This is a genomic window from Prevotella merdae, from assembly GCF_900290275.1.
Lineage (GTDB): Bacteria > Bacteroidota > Bacteroidia > Bacteroidales > Bacteroidaceae > Prevotella > Prevotella merdae.
Genome location: NZ_LT985326.1, coordinates 261,836 through 285,569, shown reverse-complemented (window position 1 = coordinate 285,569; position 23,734 = coordinate 261,836). Strand labels below are relative to the sequence as shown.

Below are 23,734 nucleotides of genomic sequence, written 5' to 3'. Positions count from 1 at the left end.
TAGTAAAAAAAGAGGGAAATTGCAAGCTCTTCAGGAATTATTCCGTGTTTTTAGGTACTGTTTTCAGGAATTATTCCGTGCTTTTAGGTGGTGTTTTCAGGAATTATTCCGTGTTTTTGGGTGTTGTTATTAAGGAATAATAAAGATTGTCTTGGCTATGTCTTCAAGTAATATATAATACTTTTGATATAGCATAAACATATATTGTGGAAGCTAAAATCCAAGAGTCTTTTGCCTCCCAATAATTATTCCACGTAAAAGTCGAAGTCTTCGTTCTTCTTGCCATTTTCGTTAGAGGATGAAGACTTTTTTGTAGTCTCGTTATTCGACTTCTTCAAGTTGCCGTCCTTGTCAAACATGCCGTATGTAGTGCGTAGAACGATGAATTCAGTACGGCGGTTTAGCTGGTTGCATATATCTTGCTTGTCCTTGTCAAGCTTCTTGATAAATTCTTCGGTCAGCACATCGTTCTCCTTTAGCCAGTTATACTTCTCTGTAAGTTTCTTGCGTATGGTCTTAGGTTTCTCCTTGCCATAGCCAACGGGCGAAAGTCTATCGCGTGATATGCCCTTATTAGAAAGGTATTCAACAACCGACTCGGCACGGCGTTGCGACAGAAGCTTATTGTATTCAGCCGAGCCCTTATAGTCGCAATGCGACGACAATTCGATGGTTACGTTAGGATTTTCGTTCAGAAGCTTTACCAGTTCGTCGAGCGAAGCCTGCGATTCTGGGCGCAATGTAGCCTTGTCGAAGTCGTAGAATATATTGTCTATCAGCACAGGGGCTGTAATCGAAGCCAATGGGAATTGCAGAACGTGCTCGTTAGAGTCGTCGGGATGACCTATGCTAAGTTCTTCCTTATGGTTAAGGAATCCCTTGCAAGTGGCGAGGAATATATAGTCGGTGCCCGGTTTCAGTACCTTCTCGAATGAGCCATCGCCTTTTACGCTCAGTTTCTCGTTAGTTCCGTCTGAGCCTACAAGGTAGACAAGAGCCGATGGGAGCTCGTATCCATCTTGCTCGTACACCCAACCCTTTACGCTCTGTATAATCTCCGGATTCTCAAAACTGTATATATGGTCCCATCCTCGACCGTCATTTCGGCTCGATGAAAAAAAGCCACGGTTGTGCACACCCTCGAATGTCATGCCAAAGTCGTCGCCTTGCGAGTTGAGTGGATAACCAGGATGTTCGAGATGATACTTGCCATCCTTGCCAACAGAGGCAATAAATATGTCAAGTCCACCCATGCCAGGATGTCCATCGCTTGAGAAATAAAGGTCGCCGTTAGGTCTAAATGTAGGGAACATCTCGTTGCCAGGAGTATTGATAGGAGCACCAAGATTCTCCACACCTCCTAATCCGGCAGGTGTTATGCGAGCTCGCCATATGTCCATACCGCCCATACCGCCAGGCATATCGCTAACAAAGTATAGCCACATTCCATCTGGCGACACGGCAGGATGTGCATAACTCGACAGCGTATCTCCTGTAATCTTAAGCTCTGAAGGCTTTCCCCATGCCGCGTTAGCACGGGCTGATGTAACAATTTGTGCATAACGTGGATACGAAGGATCGCTGGTGCACTGGGTAAGATACATAGTATGCTGGTCGGGCGACAATGCGCATGCACCCTCATCATAATCAGTATTCAGTCCGCCAGTAACCGCCTCTGGTTTTGACCAATTGCCTTTATCATCCTTCTCCGACATAAATATATCGGCAGGTTTAGCACCGGTTATTCCACTAAGTTCATTGCCTTGTGCGTCGTTGCGTGTTGATGTAAAGTATAGTGTCTCATATTGGTCGCCGGCAAGAACAGGCGAGTAGTCATCGCGTCGAGAGTTGAATACATCCATACGCTTAACCTTATATCTTGAGCCCTGCTTTTTCCATTCAGGAGCCTTTTGTGCGGCAATAAGTCCGTTTTGAGCCAAGGTCTTTGCAGTGTTGGCATCAAGTGTATTGGTATTGCCTTTCTTTGTAGGGGTGGGGTAGTCACCGGCATTAATGGAGTCGAGCACAATAGCAAACTGTTCGCCAGCCTGCTTGTACGATCCATTTCTAAGCAATTGGCGGGCATAGCTCAGGCGGTCGGCAGCCGTTGCTCTGCCATATCTAATGGCATTGGCATAAGCAGCCTGGGCCTTCTGTGTGGAATTGATGCGCTCGTTGCAGTAGGCTATCTTCAAGGCAATGTCGCCTCGTTTAGCCTTCTCCTTAGTTGATGTCTTGGTGTATGCCTGCTTAAACTGCGTTGCTGCGTCGTAGTATTCGCCTATTGCAAGATACTTCTCGCCCTTCTTCAGGTTCTTGTCGGCACCACAGCCCAGCAGTGTTGCCATTGTAATGAGGAGCAACAACAGAGATATCGATGTATGCGTAAAATGCTTCATTCTATAGTGTATGTTTTTATTGAATAACGCAATAAAGCCCAGTTTATTTGATATTATTGCTTGTTTTGATTAAAAAATGCCCCTTTTTAAATGATAATAGTCAATTCGTTCGTATACTATTATATAATTTTGCAACAGAAATAAAAACCTAAAAACAATTGAATATAATAATGTATAAGAAATTCTTAAGAACACTATTGGTAGCTGCTACCATGTTCTCGGCAGTTGCAACGACAAACGCACGCAACAAATACCTTTTTGTTTATTTCACAGGCAATGCTCCTCAACAAGAGCAGATATCGTATGCCGTAAGTGATGACGGATTCAACTATACTCCGCTTAACGAAGGCAAGCCTGTAGTGTCGTCCGACTCAATTGCTCTTACTGGTTGTGTTCGCGACCCTCATATCCTACGCACAAAGACAGGCGAATATCTTATGGTTGTAACCGACATGCGTTCGTCGCTTGGATGGTCGAGCAATCGTGGTATTGTGCTGCTTAAGTCGCGCGACTTGATACATTGGCAGCATCATACCGTAAACTTTCCCGATAAGTATGCCGGTAAGAACTTTGCCAACGTGACACGTGTATGGGCACCGCAGACTATATACGACGAGAAGGCTGGCAAGTATATGGTATATTTCTCGCTGCTTACCAACGATGGTACTATTCCTTACGACCGTGTGTATTGGGCATATGCCAATGCAGATTTCTCTGATCTTGAGGGAGAACCGCAGGTGTTGTTCGATTTCCATGCTCCGGCTATCGATACAGATATTGTTCAGGACAAGAATGGCGAGTATCATCTATTCTTCAAGACCGAACAAGAGGGAGCGCATAAAGGTATACGCCAATATGTATTCCGCGACCTTCACGACACAGCATCATGGACATTGCTCGACGGATTCTGTGAGCAGACAAAAGACAATGTTGAGGGGGCAGGCGTATTTCCGCTTATTGGTGGAGGATGGTGTCTTATGTACGACTGCTATATGTCAGGCCATTATCAGTTCACACGTTCCGAGGATTTGCGCACATTTCATTGGGTGGCAGATACCAAGACCTCGGGTGCCTTCACTCCGCGTCATGGCACTGTGATACAGATTACACCAAAGGAATACAAGAGATTGATTAAGCACTTCTAAATATTAGCTATGGCGTTATCGCCATAGCTTTTTTTGTTTTAACAAATCACTAACTTAGTTTAAGTAAATAGTAAATTTATTTCTGAAAAAAAAATTTTTTTCTTAACTTTGTCATAGCTAAGCCTAAGAACAAGTTATGATTAAGAACCGAAGATATTTTATTGTATTCATTATGATGGTTGTGGCGGTATTGTTTGCTACAGCCAATAACCGTATATTCAACTATGACATAAAGCAGGGACTGCCCGACAATACCGTAAATTGTATTGCACAGGACAAACGCGGGTTTATATGGACCGGAACATCCAAAGGTCTGGCACAGTTTTACGGAATGTTCTTCACGATGTTTCGCCACAGCAACAACGACACAACAAGCATATCAAACAACAATGTGCACAGCCTTTTGGCTGCTGAGCATGGACTGTATATAGCCACCGACTATGGTGTAAACTATTACAGCTATATGGACAGCAAGTTTCATCGCTGCAAGATAAAGGCAAAGCATAAGACGGGCAACTCGTTTATATCCTTGGTAGAGACATCAGGGGGCGTTTTCGTATTCGATGATTTGGGCAGACTGTACCGTTCGGCTGATAATAAAACACAGTTTAACAGCATACCCACAAGTGCTCCAGTGCTTGCCATCGCCACAAGTGGCAATCGTCTGTTTGTGGTTATGAACGGATGCGTGGCTATGTATACAGCCGATGGCAGCAAGATGTTGTCAAGCATAGCCTTATCAACCAATACGTCTACCTCGTATAACGCAAGCTACAGCCACAATATTAATAGGCTGTATGTAGGTAGAGGTGTGGGCGGACCTGCTCATGTATTTGCATTGAATGGTAATAAATTACAATTGGTAGACGAATATGTGCCAATGTCGCTGAAGGCTGTATGCGACTATGGCGAAGGTGTAGCGTTTGCTACTGACGGATATGGTGTGGTTGTGCGTCGCAATGGTGTTGACCAACATATAAACGAGAAGAATGACCATATATGTGGCGATGCCGTATACTCGCTGTTTGTAGACCGTGGTGGCAATATGTGGATAGGTACATACCGCAATGGGTTGACATTGTATGGAGCAAGAAGAGCCTTGTTTGCCACGCTTAGCGAAAAGGCAAAAACCTTGCCTTACGACCTTGTAACGGCAGTGGCATCGCAAGGCGACAATATATATATAGGTATGGATGGAGGTGGAATGGGTGTATATTCGATAAGTAAAAAAAGCTTGACCGCCTATACATCAGCCAACAGTAGCATGTGGGGCGACAACATTGTGTCGATGACATCCGATCAGCATACGGTGTGGATGGCTGTGTACAATCATGGACTTACGGCATACGATATCGCCACACGCAAGTTCAGCAACTATACCTTGCCATTGATTAGCAAGCGTGGCGACGTGATATGGACTATTGCAGACGATGGCAACGGCAATCTGTGGATTGGCGGACGCGACCTATTTGTATTCAACAAGCTTACGCACCAGTTTCGTGCTGTGCCCCAGTTTACAGGGGCATTATGCCAGACACTATGTCATCGTGATGGTTATATATGGTTGGGCAACGACAATGGCGTATACAAGATAGACATACGCACGCTGCGCACGGTTAAGCACTACAGTACATCCAGTACAGACATTACTTTGCCAAGCAATATGGTGCGCTATATATATGCCGACAGCAAAGGTAAAGTGTGGGTTTCGTTCAGATACGAGGCTCCATGCTGTATAGACGAAAACAAGGGTAAGGTATATACCGACCTTATCGAGCATGGGTTGAGCAGCATAATGATTACGGGCATCGTGGAGTCGCGTCATGGCTATATGGTGTTCTCTACAAATAATGGTCTTTACTACTACTTCCATGAGAACAACGCATTTATGCGTTGCGACCTCGACAACTCAGTGCCAATGGCATACAATTATGGCGCATGCTGTGCCGACGCACAACATTATTATTTTGGCTCGATAGAGGGATTGGTAATGGCTGATGATATACCTCTTATTACAAATTCGCTTTATAGGGATGTGAGTCTGGGTAGGCTGAATGTAACTGATGGACGCACTATAAACCTTGGAAGCAAAAGTGAGGGCGAGGTTAAGCTTGAATGTAATGAGAATTATTTCACCATAAACTTTTCTGTTCCCGAATATAATGCCCCGCGTGCAATACACTTCTCCTATTATCTTAAAGGAATGGAGAATACCTGGAACGAGATAACCGACCGCCGTATGGCAAGCTACACCAATGTGCCTCCAGGTAGTTATGAGTTTCTTGTACGTGCAACCGACCTTTCAGGTAGTTGGACCAATATATCAACGCTTAAGATAACGGTGCTTCCGCCATGGTATCTAACGTGGTGGGCCAAGACGTTGTGGCTACTTATTATAATAGGTGTGGTATATGCAGGCTTCCGCCTGTACATGCGAGTTATAAATATGCGTCACCGTATGGAGATTGCCGAGGTGGAGAAGGAGAGTCTGCGCAAGCTCGACGATGCCAAGATGACATTCTTTACCAGCATAACACACGAGCTTCGCACACCTGTCTTCCTTATTGCCGCACAGCTTGAGGAGTTTATAGGCCGCAAGCAGTCGATAGTGAACATACCTTCGGCTTATCTAATTGCTATGCATCGTAGTGCAATGAAAATAAACAAACTTATAAGTCAGGCTATCGACTTCCGCAAGATAGATAAAGGCAAGCTTAATGTTAAGCTCCAGAAAATAGACGTGGTTAAGTTTGTTGGCGAGCTTGCCGACGACTATGACGACCTGCTCGACCAAAAGCATATCGACTTTACTACGGTAATGCCCAAGCATACCGTAATGTTGTCTATGGACGGCGAGAAGATAGAGATGTGCCTAAACAACCTTATATCCAACGCTTTTAAGTATACCAATAACGGTGGACATGTAGTGCTGACTGTTACCGATATGGCAGACCGTGTGGTTTTCTCGGTTAAGGACGACGGTATAGGCATTGTGCCTGAAGCTCGCAAGGAGATATTCCAAAACTTCTTCCGTACAAGTCGTGGTCAGGCAAAAAGCAAGGGCGATGGCATTGGACTGGCTTTTGTGCAGTATCTTGTTGAGTTACATGGTGGCGAGATGCAGCTGGAGAGCGAGGTGAACAAGGGTTCAAACTTCTCTTTCTATATACCTAAGGCTACTGCCGACAAAACTACTGTAGAAGACAAGCCTTTGGTTAAAACAGAGGCTGATAATGTAGTGTATGATTCGGAGGCAGAAAAGCAGTCAAATGATATAAAAATATTGGAAGAGGCAGGACAAGAACCAGAGCCAATACCAGGAACAGCTCCGTTGAAAGCAAATCCTACAGCAACACATAGCATATTGCTTATCGACGACGAGCGTGAGACAGTGGCTCTGCTTGAACGCAACCTTATAAGCGACTATCGTGTGCTTAAGGCTTACGACGGAGCTGAGGGACTGCGTGTGGCTGCAAACTCGTTGCCCGATATCATTGTGTGCGATATGATGATGCCGCACCTTGACGGCTTGGAGTTCTTGCGTGCCTTGCGTAATGACAAGAAGCTTAAGCATATAAAGGTAATAATATTCACTGGACAAACATCAGAGGAGGAGCGAATAGCTGCATACGATGCTGGAGCCGATGCCTTTATTACCAAACCTGTTTCGCTTAAACTCCTGCGTGTGCGTATTGAACGGCTTATAGCCGAGAGCGATAATGCATCGTTAACTGCCGATATATCCAACAGCAAGCGCACATACACCAAGGAGGAGCAGATATTCTTGCTGCGTTGCCGCGAGATAATAGACGACAACTTGTCTAATCCCAACTTCAATATCGACTTTCTTGCCGAGAAACTTGCCATGAGTCATTCTACGTTATACAAGAAGTTGAAGCAGATGACGGGCATGTCGCTCATCGAATTTGTAAACGACTATAAGATATATAAGGCAGTACAAGCCTTTAAGGAAGGACAGACCAATGTGGTTAAAGTGGCAGAGATGTGCGGCTTTGGCGATATAAAGAACTTCCGCAATGTGTTTAAGCGTAAGATGCAGATGTCGCCTAAGCAGTTTGTGCAGAACTTGTAGGCTTTCTGCTTATAGGTTCTCTGCTTGCTGTATCTCTGTTTGCGGTTCGGATTGCTTGCGGTGTAGTTCCCACAGAACTCACGGAAAAACACAGAAGCCTAACGGGCTTAAGCTTTTCGAATCCACAGAATGGCCTACGCTTCGCGAGGCAAGAATCCACAGAAATGAAGGGTATATTTAGAATGATAAAAGGTATTTATAGTAAGAGGTACAGTTCGGAGACGAGGGCACTGAAAAAGTCCCTTGCGATATATTTATCAATTATAATCTGCACATAATTTGGCTATGTGCAGATTTTTTTGTACCTTTAAGGAATAAAATCCAAGGTACTTATGCTGTCACAACAACAACTTCCACTCAGTGAATATAGCTCACTTTATGATATAGTCGTCCCCCAGGACAACCTTCTCCGCCGTATTAATAACCTGATAGACTTCAGCTTTGTCTATCAGGAACTGGTCAATAAATATTGTCCTGATAACGGCCGTACAGCTGAATCGCCCATTCGTATGTTCAAATATCTTCTATTGAAGACAATATACGATATATCTGACGTGGATGTTGTAGAGCGTTCCCGTTATGACATGTCGTTTAAGTATTTTCTTGATATGACTCCTGAGGAAGGCGTTATCAATCCAAGCAGTCTTTGTAAGTTTCGCAGATTACGCCTGAAAGACACGGATCTTATGAACCTGCTTATCAAAAAAACTGTAGAGATAGCAATAGAGAAAGGAATCATCACATCAAAGACTATTATTGTAGATTCGACTCATACAAAAGCCAGGTCAAATCCGTATTCACCAGTTGAGATACTGAAACTCCGTTCGAAGCAACTCCGCAAGGCGCTTTATGCCATGGATGATAATATAAAGGAAACACTTCCGGCTAAGAATGAAGACGATGACCTTGTTCATGAGTTGGATTATACCAAGGACCTTCTAAATCATATCACCTCGGATTCCTGCCTTTCGGAAGTGCCCGCAGTAAAACAGCGACTAAATATGCTAAAGGAGACGCTTGCGGACATAGAAGACCACTATACAACCTCAAAGGATACAGACGCACGTGTTGGGCATAAGACAGAAGACACGTCGTTCTTCGGTTACAAGACTCACATCGCAATGAGTGATGAGCGTATCATAACTGCTGCCACAGTCACATCTGGCGAGAAGGGTGACGGGCCTCAGTTGGAAGAGCTTGTTGAGCAAAGCAGAAAGAACGGAATGGAGGTTGACACGGTTGTTGGTGATACCGCATATTCTGGCTGCAAGAACCTCAAACTGGCAGAAGATGAAGAGAGGGGATTTCGTTTGGTGTCCAAATTACATCCGTCTATTAGTAGTGGATTTAGAAAGAGTGAAGACAATTTTGATTACAACAAGGATGCAGGCATGTTTGTTTGTCCTGCTGGCCATATGGCAATCAGAAAAGTAATAATGGGAAAGAATAGGAACTGGAATCAATCCATGACTTATTTCTTTGATGTGGATAAATGCAAGACTTGCTCACGAAGAAACGGATGCTACAAGGATGGAGCTAAAAGCAAGACCTATAGTGTACCTATCAAGAAAGGAGAACATAAAAGACAACTGGAGTTTCAGAAGACACAAGAATTTAAAGAAATAGCCCGCCAGAGATACAAGATAGAGGCAAAAAATTCGGAGTTAAAACAGGTATACGGCTATGATAAGGCATTGTCGTATGGGCTAGATTGTATGCAAATGCAAGGTGCAATGACAATATTTGCCGTAAATATCAAAAGAATATTGAGACTAAGCTAAGAATAATTAGAAGAATTATACACTTGTGACATAAGTGCCCTACATCCTCTATAAGGCTGTATATTAGACCATATCAAAGCAAATTAAAAGCAGATTGCAAAACCGACATAATGTTTAATGCAATCTGCTTTTTTATTTAAAAGAGTGGAATAAAGTCTTAAAGGGCTAACTTTTTCAGTGCCCTCTTCGGAGACCGTACCTCCTACTATATGTAATCTTTAATCTCTATATGCAGCAATACATAGTTATATATTGCAAGCAATCATATCTGCTTTCTATGTTAAAATCCAAATGTTTTGACCATTATTTTCATTTTAAGCTGAGATTTTATATTCTGGGGTATAAAGCTGGCGGTTTCTGGCCATGGCAGTGACCAAATGCACGAGTTTGTTCTTCACATTGTTCAGTGCAACCTGCTTCTTCTTTCCACGTTCCACGAGACGCATATAGTACCTTGCAATAACAGGATTGAAGTTCACGGCAGCCAGTGCAGCCTGCGTCAGCATGGACTTTATCTGACGGTTCGCCATATAGTGCACACGAGGATCTGAATGCACGCTGGTGCCCGAATCCTTGCCGAATGGGGCTATGCCGTAGTAGCAGGCAATCTTCCTTGAATCGTAGTTGAAACGACGGAAGTTGTCGGTGTATACCATCAGACAGACAGCATTCTGCGTTCCTATACCAGGCACCGAGGTCACGATGGTGAACACCTCGGTGAGTTCCTCGTCTGACTTGATGAGCTCGGCGATTCGCTTGTCTATTTTCTCTACTTCCTTGTTGAGTTCAGACACGATATGCCTTCCGCTCTGCGAGATCATTGTCTTGACAGGAGACTTCTCCATTGTGAGTTTCTTCTCGCCTCTGCGCACTTGAAAGCTGCATCTGTGTCTTATAACCATCTGACGATACAGAAACAGTTCGCGCAGTTGTGCAAGTGACTCGCTAAGTGGCTCGTACATAATGGCTCTGTCGTAATTCCTCATTGCGTATTCGGCAATCATCGAGGCGTCGGCGCGGTCCGACTTCAATCGTCTGAGACCTGATGCATCCTTGATGCTCTTGGCATTCTCAAGCCACATGTCGTAGCCTTTACCATAGAGAAAGTTGCACAGTCCCTTGCTGTAGTCGCCCGTATTCTCTCCACAGAAGAGCCACAGGGAAGAGTCGATGCCGTAGGAATTCTGCTCCACCCACTTGACCAGTTGCTTGTAGCCAGACACAGTTGTCTTGAACTCGTTAAACATTCGTGCAGCTGTTTCTGTCAGTCCATCTGCAAAAATGATAGCCACATCAACTTTTTCTTTCGAAAAATCAACTCCAATAAATAAATTCTTCATATCTTTGTACGATTTTAGTTATGTAGAATTGGTCAATAGTTGTATGGACTAACACTCTAACAAGGCTCAGAGCCGATAACTTTCTATCTGGTCTTTGCAACTATGTCGATGAGGTCCGAAACAGAACATAGTCTTCAGACTTGTGCGATCTTTGGTTTACCTCTTCGACAGACCGATTCTACCTTTTTACAACAAAGGTACGAAACTGTCTTTAGCAATCATAGTTTTACCTTGATTATTTAGCCTAATTGCTTTCTTCTGCAAACTTAGAGTGCCTTCTGTCGTATGACGCGCAGCGTCTATACGCTCTGTGGATTCGAAAAAAATAGTCCGTTAGGCTTCTGTGTTTTTCCGTGAGTTCTGTGGGAACTATAAGTTAAGGAGCCATAAGTTGAGGAACTATAAGTTAAGGGCTGAGAGTTGCTATAAGTTGAGAAACTATTAGTAAAGAAACTATAATTAGGTATAAGCCATACGATATTAAGGGTGTTTTTCGTTTTTCTTCATTTTTTCACATAAAACGAGAAACACCCCTTTTATTAATAAAAAACACCCCTATTCTCCTTTCTCCTTATTGTAATTTTGCATCAGAAACCGAAACAAAGGCCTAAAGCAAGAATTAAAATAACAATAACTTAAAACCAAACATTATGACAATTAAATTAAACTTTATCCGTACAGCCATGCTTGTGGCTGTAGCTCCCGTGATAGGTTTTGCATTACAGTCGTGTAGCGATGACGATGATTTTCCTACAGTGGACGGTCAGGCGCCGACAATTACTATGGCTACAAACCATATCCAGGCTGAGCCTGGACGTTCGTTCAACATTGAAGGCAAGGCAAAAGATGCCGATGGTATCAAGTCTATACGCCTTAAGAGCGAAGGTATGTTGTTAGACAAGACTATAGATTTGCTTAAAATCTATGGCGACTCGTTGATACACGATTACGACCTATCTTATGTTTACACGCCAGCTGCCGACTGGACAGACGATTCAAACTTCCCGTTGGAAGTAACGGTAGAGGATGTAGGTGGACGCACAACAACAGCTACAGTTCAGGTATCAGGCGATGGCGACTTTACTTATCCTTCGTTTACAGCAGCTCCTTCGCAGGAACTAACAGTATTGGTACAGAATCCTAAACTCTCGCTCAATGTAACTGTAGCCGACAACAAGAAACTCCAAAGCTTGGTGGTAGACATTCCGGGATTGAACATAAAGGACTCTGTTCTTATAAGCGGAACCGAATACCAATTTAAGAAGGCATACGACATGCCGGCAACCAAGGCTTCTTATATGATGTCTATGCGATTGTATGATGCTTTTGGCAACGTGAGCTCTGCAAACAGCGTTATCAACGTAAGCGAGCTGCCCGACTTCCAGAAGATGTATCTTGCCGATGTAGAGACAGCTGCCGAACTGACAAGCGACTTATATGGTGTGCCAATGCTTATAGAGCATACCGGCGAGTATCAGTATAAGGCCAAATACTATAACAAGAAAGCAAGCACCGGCGTGCGCTTTGTTCCGCAGACCACCGATTTTGAACCTATATGCTTTGGTATTGACGAGAATACAGGTCTGCTTACAAGCAACCCAAGCGAGGCAAAGCCTATAGTTCTTGACAAGGTAGGCTACTACGAGATAACATTCAACACCGTAACGGGTGACTATGATGTTAAGGAGTATACGCCAACAACTGCCAAGATGGTAGTAGATGGATCGCAGACAAAGGATTATAATGACGGAGCTGGTCCACAACCGTACACAGTATGTCTTGCAGGAGAAGGTCTGCCTGACACACCTAACTGGACCACAAATCCTAATAACAAGGCGTTCATTCTTAAACAAGATAAGCAGAACCCATACCGACTCTATCGCGAGATGAAGCTTAATGCAGGCGACAAGGTTAGCTATACTATCAGCATAACCCATATTTGGGGTTGGTGGCCAGAGCCATATTGGCGTTTCGATGGTTCGGAAGGCAATGAGAAGAACGTATATAACGGTGGCGACAATATGAAGAGCGTTGAGGTTAAGAAATCGGGTACATACCTCATGGAGTTTGACTATAGCCTCTTGCGTTCGCGCATCGTCTTTGTGAAATAAACTGATTAATGAACAATTAAGATATTATCCAAATGAATAAGAAATATATATTAGCATCCTTGGCTGCTACTGTTGCTCTTACTGCCAATGCGCAGAACATTAAGGTGAAAGGCACTGTAGTAGACAGCAACAACGAGCCTATAATTGGCGCATACGTTAAGATTAAGGGTTCGACAAAAGGTGTTGTCACCGATATTGACGGCAACTATACTATCGATGCCGACAAGAATGCCACACTTGTTGTGAGCTACGTTGGTATGGCAAACCAGGACGTGAATGTAGGAAACCGCAACCAGATAAATATTGTATTGAAAGAAAACGCCAACGACCTTAACGAGGTTGTGGTTATCGGTTACGGCCAGGTTAAGAAGAGCGACCTCACCAGCTCAATATCTGCCATTAAGGGTGATAAACTGGAGAAGCTTTCTACCGGTAACGTTATGAATGCCCTTCAGGGTCAGGTTAATGGTGTTCAGGTAAGTGGTGCCGGTGGCCCTGGTTCTTCGCCACGAGTTATCATACGTGGTGTAACAACTGTCAACGGCTCTGATCCTCTATATGTTGTAGATGGAATGCCGGTTGGTAACAACATCAACTTCCTTAACCAGAACGACATTGAAAGCATGCAGGTGCTTAAGGACGCGTCGGCTTCGGCTATTTATGGTACACGAGCATCTAATGGTGTTGTGCTCATCACCACAAAGAAGGGCAAGAAGGGTGAGGCTAAGTTTAATGCTTCGGCAACTGTAGGTTTGCAGACTCTTGCCAAGCAGAAGATGGCAGGCTCGAAGGAATATAAGCAGGTGTTTGATGCACGTTATGCTAACGACGGAAATGTTTCGCCGTTTAAGGGCACTGACGAGGTATATACTGATTGGTGGAAGGAATGTCTTAACGATGTAGCTGTACAGCAGAATTACGACCTCTCGTTCTCTGGCGGTACCGACAAGCTTATCTATTCGGGTAGCATTGGCTATTACAAGCAAGACTCTCAGTACAAGGTGGGTCAGTGGCAGAAGCTCTCTGCACGATTCTCTACAGAGTACAACTTCAATAAGATTGTAAAGGCAGGTATCGACTTTACACCTCGTTACGAGCAGTGGAATGATACACCTGATCTTATGGGAGCCATCATGGCTATGGACCCTACAACACCAGTTATGCTCGACAAGAGCGAGTGGACAAGTAATCCATACAACAATTATGCCCGTTCGCACAACAACGAGGAGCATAACCCAGTGGCTAACATGAACCGTATGGATTCAGGTGCAAGCGAATATGGATTGCTCGCCACACCGTTTATCAGTCTTACACCTATCAAGGGTCTTACCATTCGCTCACAGTTTGGTATGAACGCCCGCTTCCGTCGTACAGATAAGTTCAACGTAAACTTCTTCATCGACAACCTCGAGAAGAACGACAACAACAACGCTACACGTAAGATGGAGAATTGGGTGGATTGGAACTGGACCAACACCGTGAACTATATGAACACCTTCGCCAAGAAGCACAATGTAAATCTCATGGGTGGTTACACTATGGAGCGTTTCCAGGACTACTGGGCTGAGGCTTATTCGGAGAACATTCCTAATAACGACCCAACATTGCGCTATCCAAGTTCGGGCACAAAGAACCCTAAAGCCACTGGTACCGACACCTTTACATCGCTTATATCTTACCTTGGTCGTGTGATGTACAACTATGACGAGAAGTATTACCTCACAGCTACAGTACGTGTCGATGGTTCGTCTAAATTCTCTAAGGATAATAAGTGGGCTACATTCCCATCTGTTTCGGCTGCTTATCGCTTGACAGGCGAGGAGTTTATGAAGAACCAGAAGATTTTCGATGATATCAAGATACGTGCAGGTTGGGGTAAGGTAGGTAATCAGAACATTGACAATTCGGCTTATCTCAGTTCTATCGGTACAACAGACTACGTATTTGGATCAACACCTATACGTGATATCGGTTCTACAGTTTCGGGTATCGGTAACTCCAACCTTAAGTGGGAGACCGTAGAAGACTGGAACGTAGGTCTTGACCTTGCTCTGCTTAATAGTCGCTTGAAGATTACTGCCGACTACTTCCACAAGACATCTCACGACATGCTTATGAAGAAAGACAACCTCCTTATACTTGGTTATCCGATGTGGAACGGACAGATGTGGGAGAATGTAGGTGAGATGAAGGCTACAGGATGGGAGCTCGGTATCAACTGGAACGACCATATATCCGACTTTACTTATGGTGTAGGTCTTAACCTTTCGCAGGTAAAGAACAAGGCAATCAAGCTTAACGGCGACTATATATGGACTGGTGGATTCTCTGGTGATTGGATTGTACGCAATGCAGCAGGTGAGTCGCTCAGCCAGTTCTGGGGTTATCAGACAGACGGAATATTCCAAAACGAGACAGAAGTTAAGTCGTATACTAACGAGCACGGTACACCTCTTCAGCCCAATGCACAGCCTGGCGACCTTCGATTTGTTGACCGCAACAACGATGGCGTGATTGATTCGAATGATAAGAAGTGCATCGGCAATCCGTTCCCTGATTTGATGATGGGTGTCAACCTAAATGCCGCATACAAAGGATTTGACCTCGTGGCCAACTTCTACGGCACAATTGGCAACGACATCTACAACCTAAACAAGGGACGCTACTCAGGTGCAGGCGGTCAGAATGTATATGCAGGAACATACAATAAGACATGGCGTGAGGACAATAAGGGAGCAGAATTCCCACGTCTTTCTGCCAACGACTCTAACATGAACTACAAGCGCGTAAGCGACTTCTTCGTAGAGGATGGTTCTTACTTCCGTTGCAAACTGCTACAGATTGGCTATACATTGCCTAAGCAGTGGTTCAACAACAAGCTCAACCTGCGTTTGTCGTTCTCAGCACAGAATCTCTTCACCATTACTGGCTACTCAGGTGCCGACCCAGAGACTGCCTCTATGGGTAAGAGTGTTACAGAGGCTGGTATCGACTACAGTGGATATCCTAACCCACGCACATTCCTCTTTGGTGTGAACATGAGCTTCTAAGTAATATATATATAATGTGTAACAATAAAACAAGCATATAAATTATGAAAAAATATATTATTGGTTTGACAATGATGTCGGCTCTATCTATGGGCTTGACCTCATGCTCGGATTTTCTTGACGAACCAATCCGTGGTCAGCAAGATATGAGCAACTATTTCACTACTGAAGAGGAGTGCGCCAAGCAGATAACTGGCTGTTACAATCTCCTTGACTGTCGTGGATGGTGGCAGATTTACAAGTTCTACAACCTATGTAACATTACTACCGACGACTGCTGGATGGGCAACACCACTCAGGATCCAGGCGAGTATCGTGTGGCTTGTATGTTCACTGGCAATACTCTCGAACTTGGTACTGCTTGCCAGAACTTCTGGCAGTACCGTTATAAGGGTATCACACAGTGTAACATCGCCATCGACAAGATTCAGCAGATACAGTTCAAGGATGAAAAATATAAGAAGCGTCTTATTGCTGAGGCTAAGTTCTTGCGTGGTTTCTATTATCTTGACCTTGTTAAGAACTTCGGTGGTGTGCCAATCATGCTGTCGTTGAAGATGCCGTCAGAGGTACAGGGCATAGAGCGTGCTTCAAAAGAAGAGACATATGCTCAGATAGAACAAGACTTGAAGGAGGCTATTCCAGACCTTCCTACACGTGCTGAGCAGGAAGCCAGCCAGGTAGGTCATGCTACAAGTGGTGCAGCCAAGGGTTTCCTTGCCAAGGCTTATCTCTATGAAGGCAAGTATGAGGAAGCAGAGAAGATTCTGCAGGAACTCTGCTGTCGTGGCTCTTATGCAGGTCAGACTCCAGAGTATAAGCTGATGGACGACTTTGGCAAAGTGTGGAACATCGACTATAACAATAATGAAGAGAGCCTCTTTGAGATTCAGACACTTGACGATACACAGTATGATCTTGGCGAACACTATTCGGTAGTGGTTGGCTCACGTGATGACTCAGGTTGGGCTTGGGGTTTGCCTACAAGCGACCTTGAGAACGCATTCAAGAATGCTGGCGATAATATTCGCCTTAAGTATACCATCCTTCACGATGGTCAGACCGATGTACCTGGCGATCCGACATGGAATGAGGACAATCCTTATGTTATTTCGGCAAGCAAGCACAAGTCTGGACGTTGTAATATGAAGCTCTTCATCCCAGTTGGAAAGCGTCCAAGTCCATACGACGCCGTTCACAACCCGCTTAACATCCGCTTGTTGCGTTATGCAGAGGTGCTACTTATGTATGCTGAGGTAGAGAACCAGCTTGGTCATGACAGCGAGGCACAGTGGGCATTAAACGAAGTTCGCGGCCGTGTACATCTATCACCTATAACATCTACTGGTAAGGACCTTCGCGATGCTATCCGTACAGAGCGTCGTTTGGAACTTGCTCTTGAAGGCACTCGTCTTGACGACCTTCGCCGTTGGAAGATGGATGATGGCAAGACTATGATGGAGCATGTGTTTGGTCCTAACGGAACATTCGTTAAGTATAATATGGAGACATCTACCGACCCATATGAGACAACAAACCAGTTGGAGAACAGCAATGAGGGCATTAACTTCCAGGCTCCACGCGACCTGCTCTTTGCTATCCCTAACTCGGAGATAACAATGTCGAATGGATCGATAAAGCAGAACCCTGGATATAATTAATTGTGAAAGTTGGTTTTAGTTGAGAATTGAGAGTTGAAAGTTGAGAGTTGAAAGTTGAGAATTGAGAGTTGAGAGTTATGATTACCGTCCATGCTATATTATTATATATATTATTAGCAGCAATTACATATCATGACTCTCAACTTTCAACTCTCAACTTTCAACTAAAACCAACTCTCAACTCTCAATTTTCAACTAAACCAACTCTAACTTACAATAAATTTACGATGGCCAAATCTCTTCTACTCTCAATAACATCTCTATTGGCACTGGCTGCCAACACCTCAGCACAATCTACTTACCAGGTAACTATATCACCCAACACCACATACCAAACCATCGAGGACTTCGGCGCAAGCGATTGTTGGACAGCCGACTTTGTGGGCAAATACTTCAGTGATGCCGAGAAGGAGAAATCGGCACGTTGGCTCTTTAGTCGCGAGTTCGACATCAATGGCAATCCCAAAGGCATAGGTCTGTCTATGTGGCGCATCAACCTTGGAGCTGGAAGTGCAGAACAAAGCAACGGCAGCGGAATAGATGATATCACACGCCGTGGCTATTGTTATCTTGATGCAAAAGGCACGTACGACTGGACCAAATCCTCAGGTCAGCAATACTTTATGCAGCAGGCAAAGAAGTATGGTGTTGACCATTATCTGCTCTTCAGCAACTCTGCTCCAGTGCAGTTTACCAAGAACGGCAAGGCTTTTGCCAATGCCGGAGAACAAGGTTGCAACCTTAGCGACAACCATTATGGCGACTTTGCCACTTTTCTTACGACAACAACCAAGCACTTCATTGACGAAGGCTACAACATAACACTCATATCACCAGTCAACGAACCACAGTATGACTGGACAAATGGTCAGGAGGGTTCGCCATGGACCAACGAATGCATAAGCCGATTGGCGCGCGAACTTGACGCTTCAATAGCCAAGCAAGGTATCGGCTCAAAAATACTTTTACCTGAGGCTTGCCAATGGAAAGCTCTATATATGGATGCTACGGAGAAACGAGCCAATAACCAAATTGAGGCATTCTTCAATCCTGCCAATACAAATAGCTACATTGGTGACCTTAAGAGTGTGCAGCGTGCGGTGGCAGGACACAGCTATTGGACATTCGGAACAAATGACGACTTACAGAATATACGAAAGGCAGTAGCTGACAAAGCAGCAAAGTATGACCTCGATGTATATCAAACCGAATGGAGTATGCTCGACAAGGAGCCGTCAACATCGGCAGGTTTCCCTGCAAGCTACGACGCTGCATCGTATATGGACATAGCCCTTTATATGGGCAAACTGATACATTGTGATCTTACATATGGCAATATGGCTGCATGGAGCTATTGGACAACCTTTGCACAGGAGAAATGGGGACAGAAGAATAGATTCTATCTGCTTAGGCTTAATGCAAAGGGCGATACAGGCAACGAGAGCTACGGCGAAATAGTAAACGGAGGTACCGTTACCGACAATGTTAATCTTTGGGTTCTTGGTAATTACAGTCGTTTTATCCGTCCTGGATATCGTCGTATAGGTCATACCACCAATCAGTCGGAGAGCCTTAACAAGCTTATGGGTTCGGCATATATATCGCCAGACGGCAAGCGAATTGTGGTGGTATATGTCAATATGGGTGCGGCTACTGGCGTAAACCTAAATGTCGACGGACATATTGCTGCCAAGGAGATTAACCTCTACCGCACATCAGAGACCGAAAATCTCAAGCACATTGCCGAGACATATACTTTGGGACAGCGCATATTGATTCCGAAGAAGAGTGTTAGCACTTTTGTCATCGACTTTGATGATGCAGAAACGGGCATTGAAGGCATACATGCAGACAAGGCGGATGATGCTAATAATAATGTATACACACTTGACGGACAATTGGTACGTACAGAAGTGCAGTCGATTGAAGGTTTAAACAGCGGCGTGTATATAAGGAATGGTAATAAAATATTAATTAAACGATAATATATATGTTAAAAATAGGTTTTCACGGCATTTCGCTTGCATTGATGCTTTCTGCATCGGTGCAAGCTTCTGCCCAAACACGTTACACAGTACTTCCTTCATCTCCAGAACAGCATATACAGCATTTCGGTGCAAGTGATGCATGGAGCATGCAGTTTATAGGTCTTTGGCCAGAGAAACAGCAACAGCAGGTGGCCGACTGGCTCTTTTCTTCAGAGAATGATGCTCAAGGAAAGCCAAAAGGTATAGGATTGTCTATATGGCGATTTAACCTTGGAGCAGGAAGTGCCGAGCAAGGCGATAAGGCACAGATTAATTATGGTACCCGAACAGAGTGTTTTCTCAATGCCGACGGTACATACGACTGGTCAAAGCAAGCAGGACAGCGCCGCTTTCTTAAGCTTGCCAAGGAACGTGGCGTTCCTTATATCTTGGCTTTCTGCAATTCAGCACCAGTCTATTTTACCAAGAATGGACTGGCAACCAATACCGGACGCGGTGGCACAATAAATCTTCGTGACGATTGTTACGATGATTTTGCCCGCTTTATGGCTACATCCATTAAGGGTATCGAGCAGCACGACGGTGTGCATATCGACTATATCAGTCCGTGTAATGAGCCTGATGGACATTGGAACTGGCTTGGTCCTAAGCAGGAAGGCTCTCCCGCTACTAATCGTGAGGTGGCTCATGTAGCACGTGAGTTGGGTAAGGCTCTTTCTAAGCAGAAGTTGAAGACGGAGATTCTTGTCAACGAATCGAGCGATTATCGCTGTATGCTTGGCACACATGAAGCCGACTGGCAGCGTGGATATGAGATAAAGGCATTGTTCTCTAAGGATAGCACCGATACCTATGTAGGCAATGTAAAGAATCTGCCCAGACTCATTGGTGGCCACAGCTATTGGACAACTACGCCACTCGACTATATGCGCCAGTGTCGTATGCAGATACGTGAGGCATGCAAAGAACAAGGCATAAAGTTTTGGCAAACAGAGATCTGTATTATGGGCAATGACGAAGAGATTGGTGGAGGTGGTGGTTACGACTTTTCTATGAAGACTGCCCTCTATGTAGCTCGTGTTATTCACCACGACCTTTGTTTTGCTAATGCCGAGAGTTGGAGTTGGTGGCGTGCCGCAGGTGGCGATTATCGCGACGGCTTGTTGCGTGTATATAGCAACGATCAATGGAAGTCAGGTTATGCTGTTGACTCAAAGTTGCTTTGGACCCTTGGCAATTACAGCCGTTTTGTGCGTCCAGGTGCACAGCGTTTTGACATAAAGACTACTGGAGAGGATGGCAAAGAGATAGCTGAAGGATTCAACGATCCTAAGGGAGTAATGTGCTCAGCCTATCGTAACAGCAATGGCAAGTGGGCTATTGTAGCCATTAACTATTCGGAGGACGTAAAGCCGGTGAAGTTTGATATAGACGGACAGGCTTCCAAGACATGGAAGATGTATCGCACAAGCGACATATCGGCTGAGAGCTTGTTGCCAGTCGGTACAACTGAAGGAACAACAAGTTTGGCTCCACGAAGTATCACTACATTAGTTGAGGAATAATCAGTATACATTTAAGGCTCATTCCTAATCGTCTTAATAGTGATGGGTATGAGGCTTTAATTGGGTATGAGGCTTTAATATTGTACAACGATTGGTTCATTATATGCAGCTTATATGCTCATTAATGAATTATGTACCTTTTTTGTTGATTATTTAACCTTATTATTAATATAAGGTGATAACTTTGCACTAACTAAAAACTCAAATCAATAATAAATACATGAAACAGACATCCAAGATATTCTTGAGTCTCGCTCTTATGTCGTCGTTGACGACTGGTGCGTTAGCTGCCACATCTATGAGCTTGGCTCCACAGGTGGATAGTAAGAACACGTTTGCCACTGGCGACAAAACCTTCCTTCTTAACGGAAAACCCTTTGTTGTTAAGGCAGCAGAGATTCATTATCCACGTATTCCGCGTGAGTATTGGGAACATCGCATCAAGATGTGTAAGGCTTTAGGCATGAACACTATCTGCATCTACATATTCTGGAACCTGCATGAGCAGCGTGAGGGAGTATACGACTTTACTGGTCAGAATGATGTTGCCGAGTTCTGCCGATTGGCTAAAAAGAATGACATGTACGTAATTGTGCGTCCTGGACCATATGTATGTGCCGAATGGGAAATGGGTGGACTGCCTTGGTGGTTGCTTAAGAAAAAGGATATACGCCTGCGTGAACAAGACCCTTACTTTATGTCGTGCGTAGACCGATTCGAGAAGAATGTTGCCCAGCAACTTGCTCCGCTTACCATACAGCGTGGTGGACCAATCATTATGGTTCAGGTAGAGAACGAATATGGCAGCTATGGCGAGGATAAGGCATATATATCACAGATACGCGACACATTGCGCAAATATTGGGATACTCCAAATGCCAAGACCACTCTGTTCCAATGCGACTGGAACTCAAACTTTGAGAAGAATGGTCTCGACGACCTTACATGGACTATGAACTTTGGTACGGGTGCAAAGATAGACGACCAATTCCGCCGTCTTCGTGAGCTACGCCCTAATGCACCGCTTATGTGTTCGGAGTTTTGGAGCGGATGGTTCGACAAGTGGGGTGCGCGTCATGAAACACGTCCTGCAAAGGATATGGTTGCAGGTATTGACGAGATGCTTTCGAAGGGCATATCTTTCTCGCTATATATGACTCATGGAGGCACTTCGTTTGGTCATTGGGCAGGAGCCAACTCGCCTGGTTTTGCTCCTGATGTTACGTCTTACGACTACGATGCTCCAATCAACGAGTATGGCGAGCCTACCGAGAAGTATTGGCTATTGCGCAAGACTCTTGAGAAATATACCGATAAGAAGCTTCCGGCTGTACCTAAAAAGGCTGCCGACATTATATCTATACCAAAGCTCAAGCTTCAGAACGTAGCACCTATATATATGGGTGTGGACAGCACTGCCGAGAGTCGTGACGTGCAGACTTTTGAGGAGATGAATATGGGCTACGGTTCAATGATATACAATACCAAGCTGCCCGAGATTGCCAACGGCTCTATGTTGCATATCAATGGTCACGACTTTGTGCAGGTATTTGTCAACGGCAATTATATAGGCAAGATAGACCGTGTAAAGAACGAGCGTTCGCTGCCTATGCCTGCCACAAAGAAGGGCGATAAGCTTACGCTCTTGGTAGAGGGCATGGGTCGTATCAATTTTGGTAGAGCCATAAAAGACTTCAAGGGTCTTGTTGAAGATGTAACCCTTACTGCCGATGTAGACGGCGATGAGCTTACTTGGAATCTTAAGAATTGGCGTATGCGCCGTATTGCCGACGACTATCAGACAGCCCGTCGTGCAATGACAACTCCACGTAATGATATTGCTCTTGCCGATAACACTCCGTCAAAGATTGGTTATTATAAGGCAACATTCAAGTTGAAAAAGATTGGCGACACCTTTATTAATATGGAGACATGGGGTAAAGGTCAGGTATATGTCAATGGTCATGCACTTGGACGTTTCTGGAGTATTGGTCCGCAACAGACACTATATTGTCCAGGATGTTGGCTAAAGAAAGGCGACAACGAGATTGTTGTACTTGATGTTGTTGGTCCGAAGGAAGCTGTAGTATGGGGACAGACAAAGCCCGAGCTCGATAAATTGCAGCTTGAGAAGTCGGCTAAGCATAATAACATTGGCGACAAGCCTGACCTAAACTCGGCTACACCCGTGGCAAAGGGTGATATGAAGAGTGGCAATGGATGGCAGACTATTAAATTTGACAATTTAGCAAAAGGCAGATATGTAGCCATAGAGTGTCAGAACACTCATGATGGTAAGCCCGTTGCTATTGCCGAGTTATATCTGCAAGGCAAGGATGGCAAGCGTCTTTCTCGCGACCAGTGGGAGGTAAAGTATGCCAACTCAGAGAATCTTCAGGGCAATCATACTGGTGACAAGGCTTTCGACCTTCAAGAGTCTACTTACTGGCAGACTGAGAAGGATGCCACAGCACCACATTTGCTTGTCATCGATCTTGGTGAAGAACAGATTATAACAGCTCTTGAGTATCTGCCACGTATGGAACAGGGCGCTCCTGGCAGCGTCAAGGGATACAGAGTCTTTGTGTATTAAGCTTGTAG

Annotated in this window: 11 protein-coding genes; 9 read left to right on the top strand and 2 right to left on the bottom strand. The window is 44.6% G+C overall.

The features are described from left to right. Positions 1-245: 245 nt before the first annotated feature. Positions 246-2,399, bottom strand: a complete 2,154-nt coding sequence (gene porE, locus C9991_RS15160; RefSeq protein WP_106813314.1) for a PorE family type IX secretion system protein — start codon at positions 2,397-2,399, stop codon at positions 246-248. Between the two features lie 170 nt (positions 2,400-2,569). On the opposite strand from porE, the gene C9991_RS15155 reads away from it, so the two are divergent. The 3 genes from C9991_RS15155 (at position 2,570) to C9991_RS15145 (ending at position 9,418) form a co-directional block, all read left to right on the top strand. Further along, the gene (locus tag C9991_RS15155; protein WP_106813381.1) at positions 2,570-3,544 is read left to right on the top strand and encodes a glycoside hydrolase family 43 protein; all 975 of its coding nucleotides are present in this window, start codon (positions 2,570-2,572) and stop codon (positions 3,542-3,544) included. A 136-nt stretch (positions 3,545-3,680) separates the two neighbouring features. Then, positions 3,681-7,637 (top strand): hybrid sensor histidine kinase/response regulator transcription factor, encoded by a 3,957-nt coding sequence (locus C9991_RS15150; RefSeq protein WP_106813313.1) that lies wholly within the window; start codon positions 3,681-3,683, stop codon positions 7,635-7,637. A gap of 332 nt (positions 7,638-7,969) precedes the next feature. Then, a complete protein-coding gene (locus C9991_RS15145) occupies positions 7,970-9,418 on the top strand; it encodes an IS1182 family transposase (RefSeq protein WP_106810833.1) in 1,449 nt (482 codons plus the stop codon). Positions 9,419-9,732: 314 nt separating this feature from the next. Here C9991_RS15145 and C9991_RS15140 read toward each other — a convergent pair whose 3' ends face one another. Then, on the bottom strand, positions 9,733-10,758 hold the full coding sequence (locus C9991_RS15140) for an IS110 family RNA-guided transposase (RefSeq protein ID WP_106810849.1): 1,026 nt from the start codon (positions 10,756-10,758) through the stop codon (positions 9,733-9,735). 650 nt (positions 10,759-11,408) lie between these two features. Between C9991_RS15140 and C9991_RS15135 the strand changes: the two genes are divergently transcribed. From C9991_RS15135 to C9991_RS15110, 6 genes are all read left to right on the top strand, one after another. Beyond that, positions 11,409-12,869 carry a hypothetical protein gene (locus C9991_RS15135; protein ID WP_232823364.1) on the top strand — a complete coding sequence of 487 codons (1,461 nt, stop codon included), beginning with the start codon at positions 11,409-11,411 and terminating at the stop codon, positions 12,867-12,869. Between the two features lie 32 nt (positions 12,870-12,901). Continuing rightward, positions 12,902-15,919 carry a SusC/RagA family TonB-linked outer membrane protein gene (locus tag C9991_RS15130; RefSeq protein WP_106813312.1) on the top strand — a complete coding sequence of 1,006 codons (3,018 nt, stop codon included), beginning with the start codon at positions 12,902-12,904 and terminating at the stop codon, positions 15,917-15,919. A gap of 44 nt (positions 15,920-15,963) precedes the next feature. Next, complete coding sequence (locus C9991_RS15125) at positions 15,964-17,580, top strand: RagB/SusD family nutrient uptake outer membrane protein (RefSeq protein WP_106813311.1); 1,617 nt, start codon at positions 15,964-15,966, stop codon at positions 17,578-17,580. Between the two features lie 227 nt (positions 17,581-17,807). Beyond that, on the top strand, positions 17,808-19,565 hold the full coding sequence (locus C9991_RS15120; RefSeq protein ID WP_106813310.1) for a glycoside hydrolase: 1,758 nt from the start codon (positions 17,808-17,810) through the stop codon (positions 19,563-19,565). A 5-nt stretch (positions 19,566-19,570) separates the two neighbouring features. Continuing rightward, on the top strand, positions 19,571-21,133 hold the full coding sequence (locus C9991_RS15115; RefSeq protein ID WP_106813309.1) for a glycoside hydrolase: 1,563 nt from the start codon (positions 19,571-19,573) through the stop codon (positions 21,131-21,133). A gap of 220 nt (positions 21,134-21,353) precedes the next feature. Then, a complete protein-coding gene (locus C9991_RS15110; protein WP_106813308.1) occupies positions 21,354-23,726 on the top strand; it encodes a beta-galactosidase in 2,373 nt (790 codons plus the stop codon). Positions 23,727-23,734: the final 8 nt, after the last annotated feature.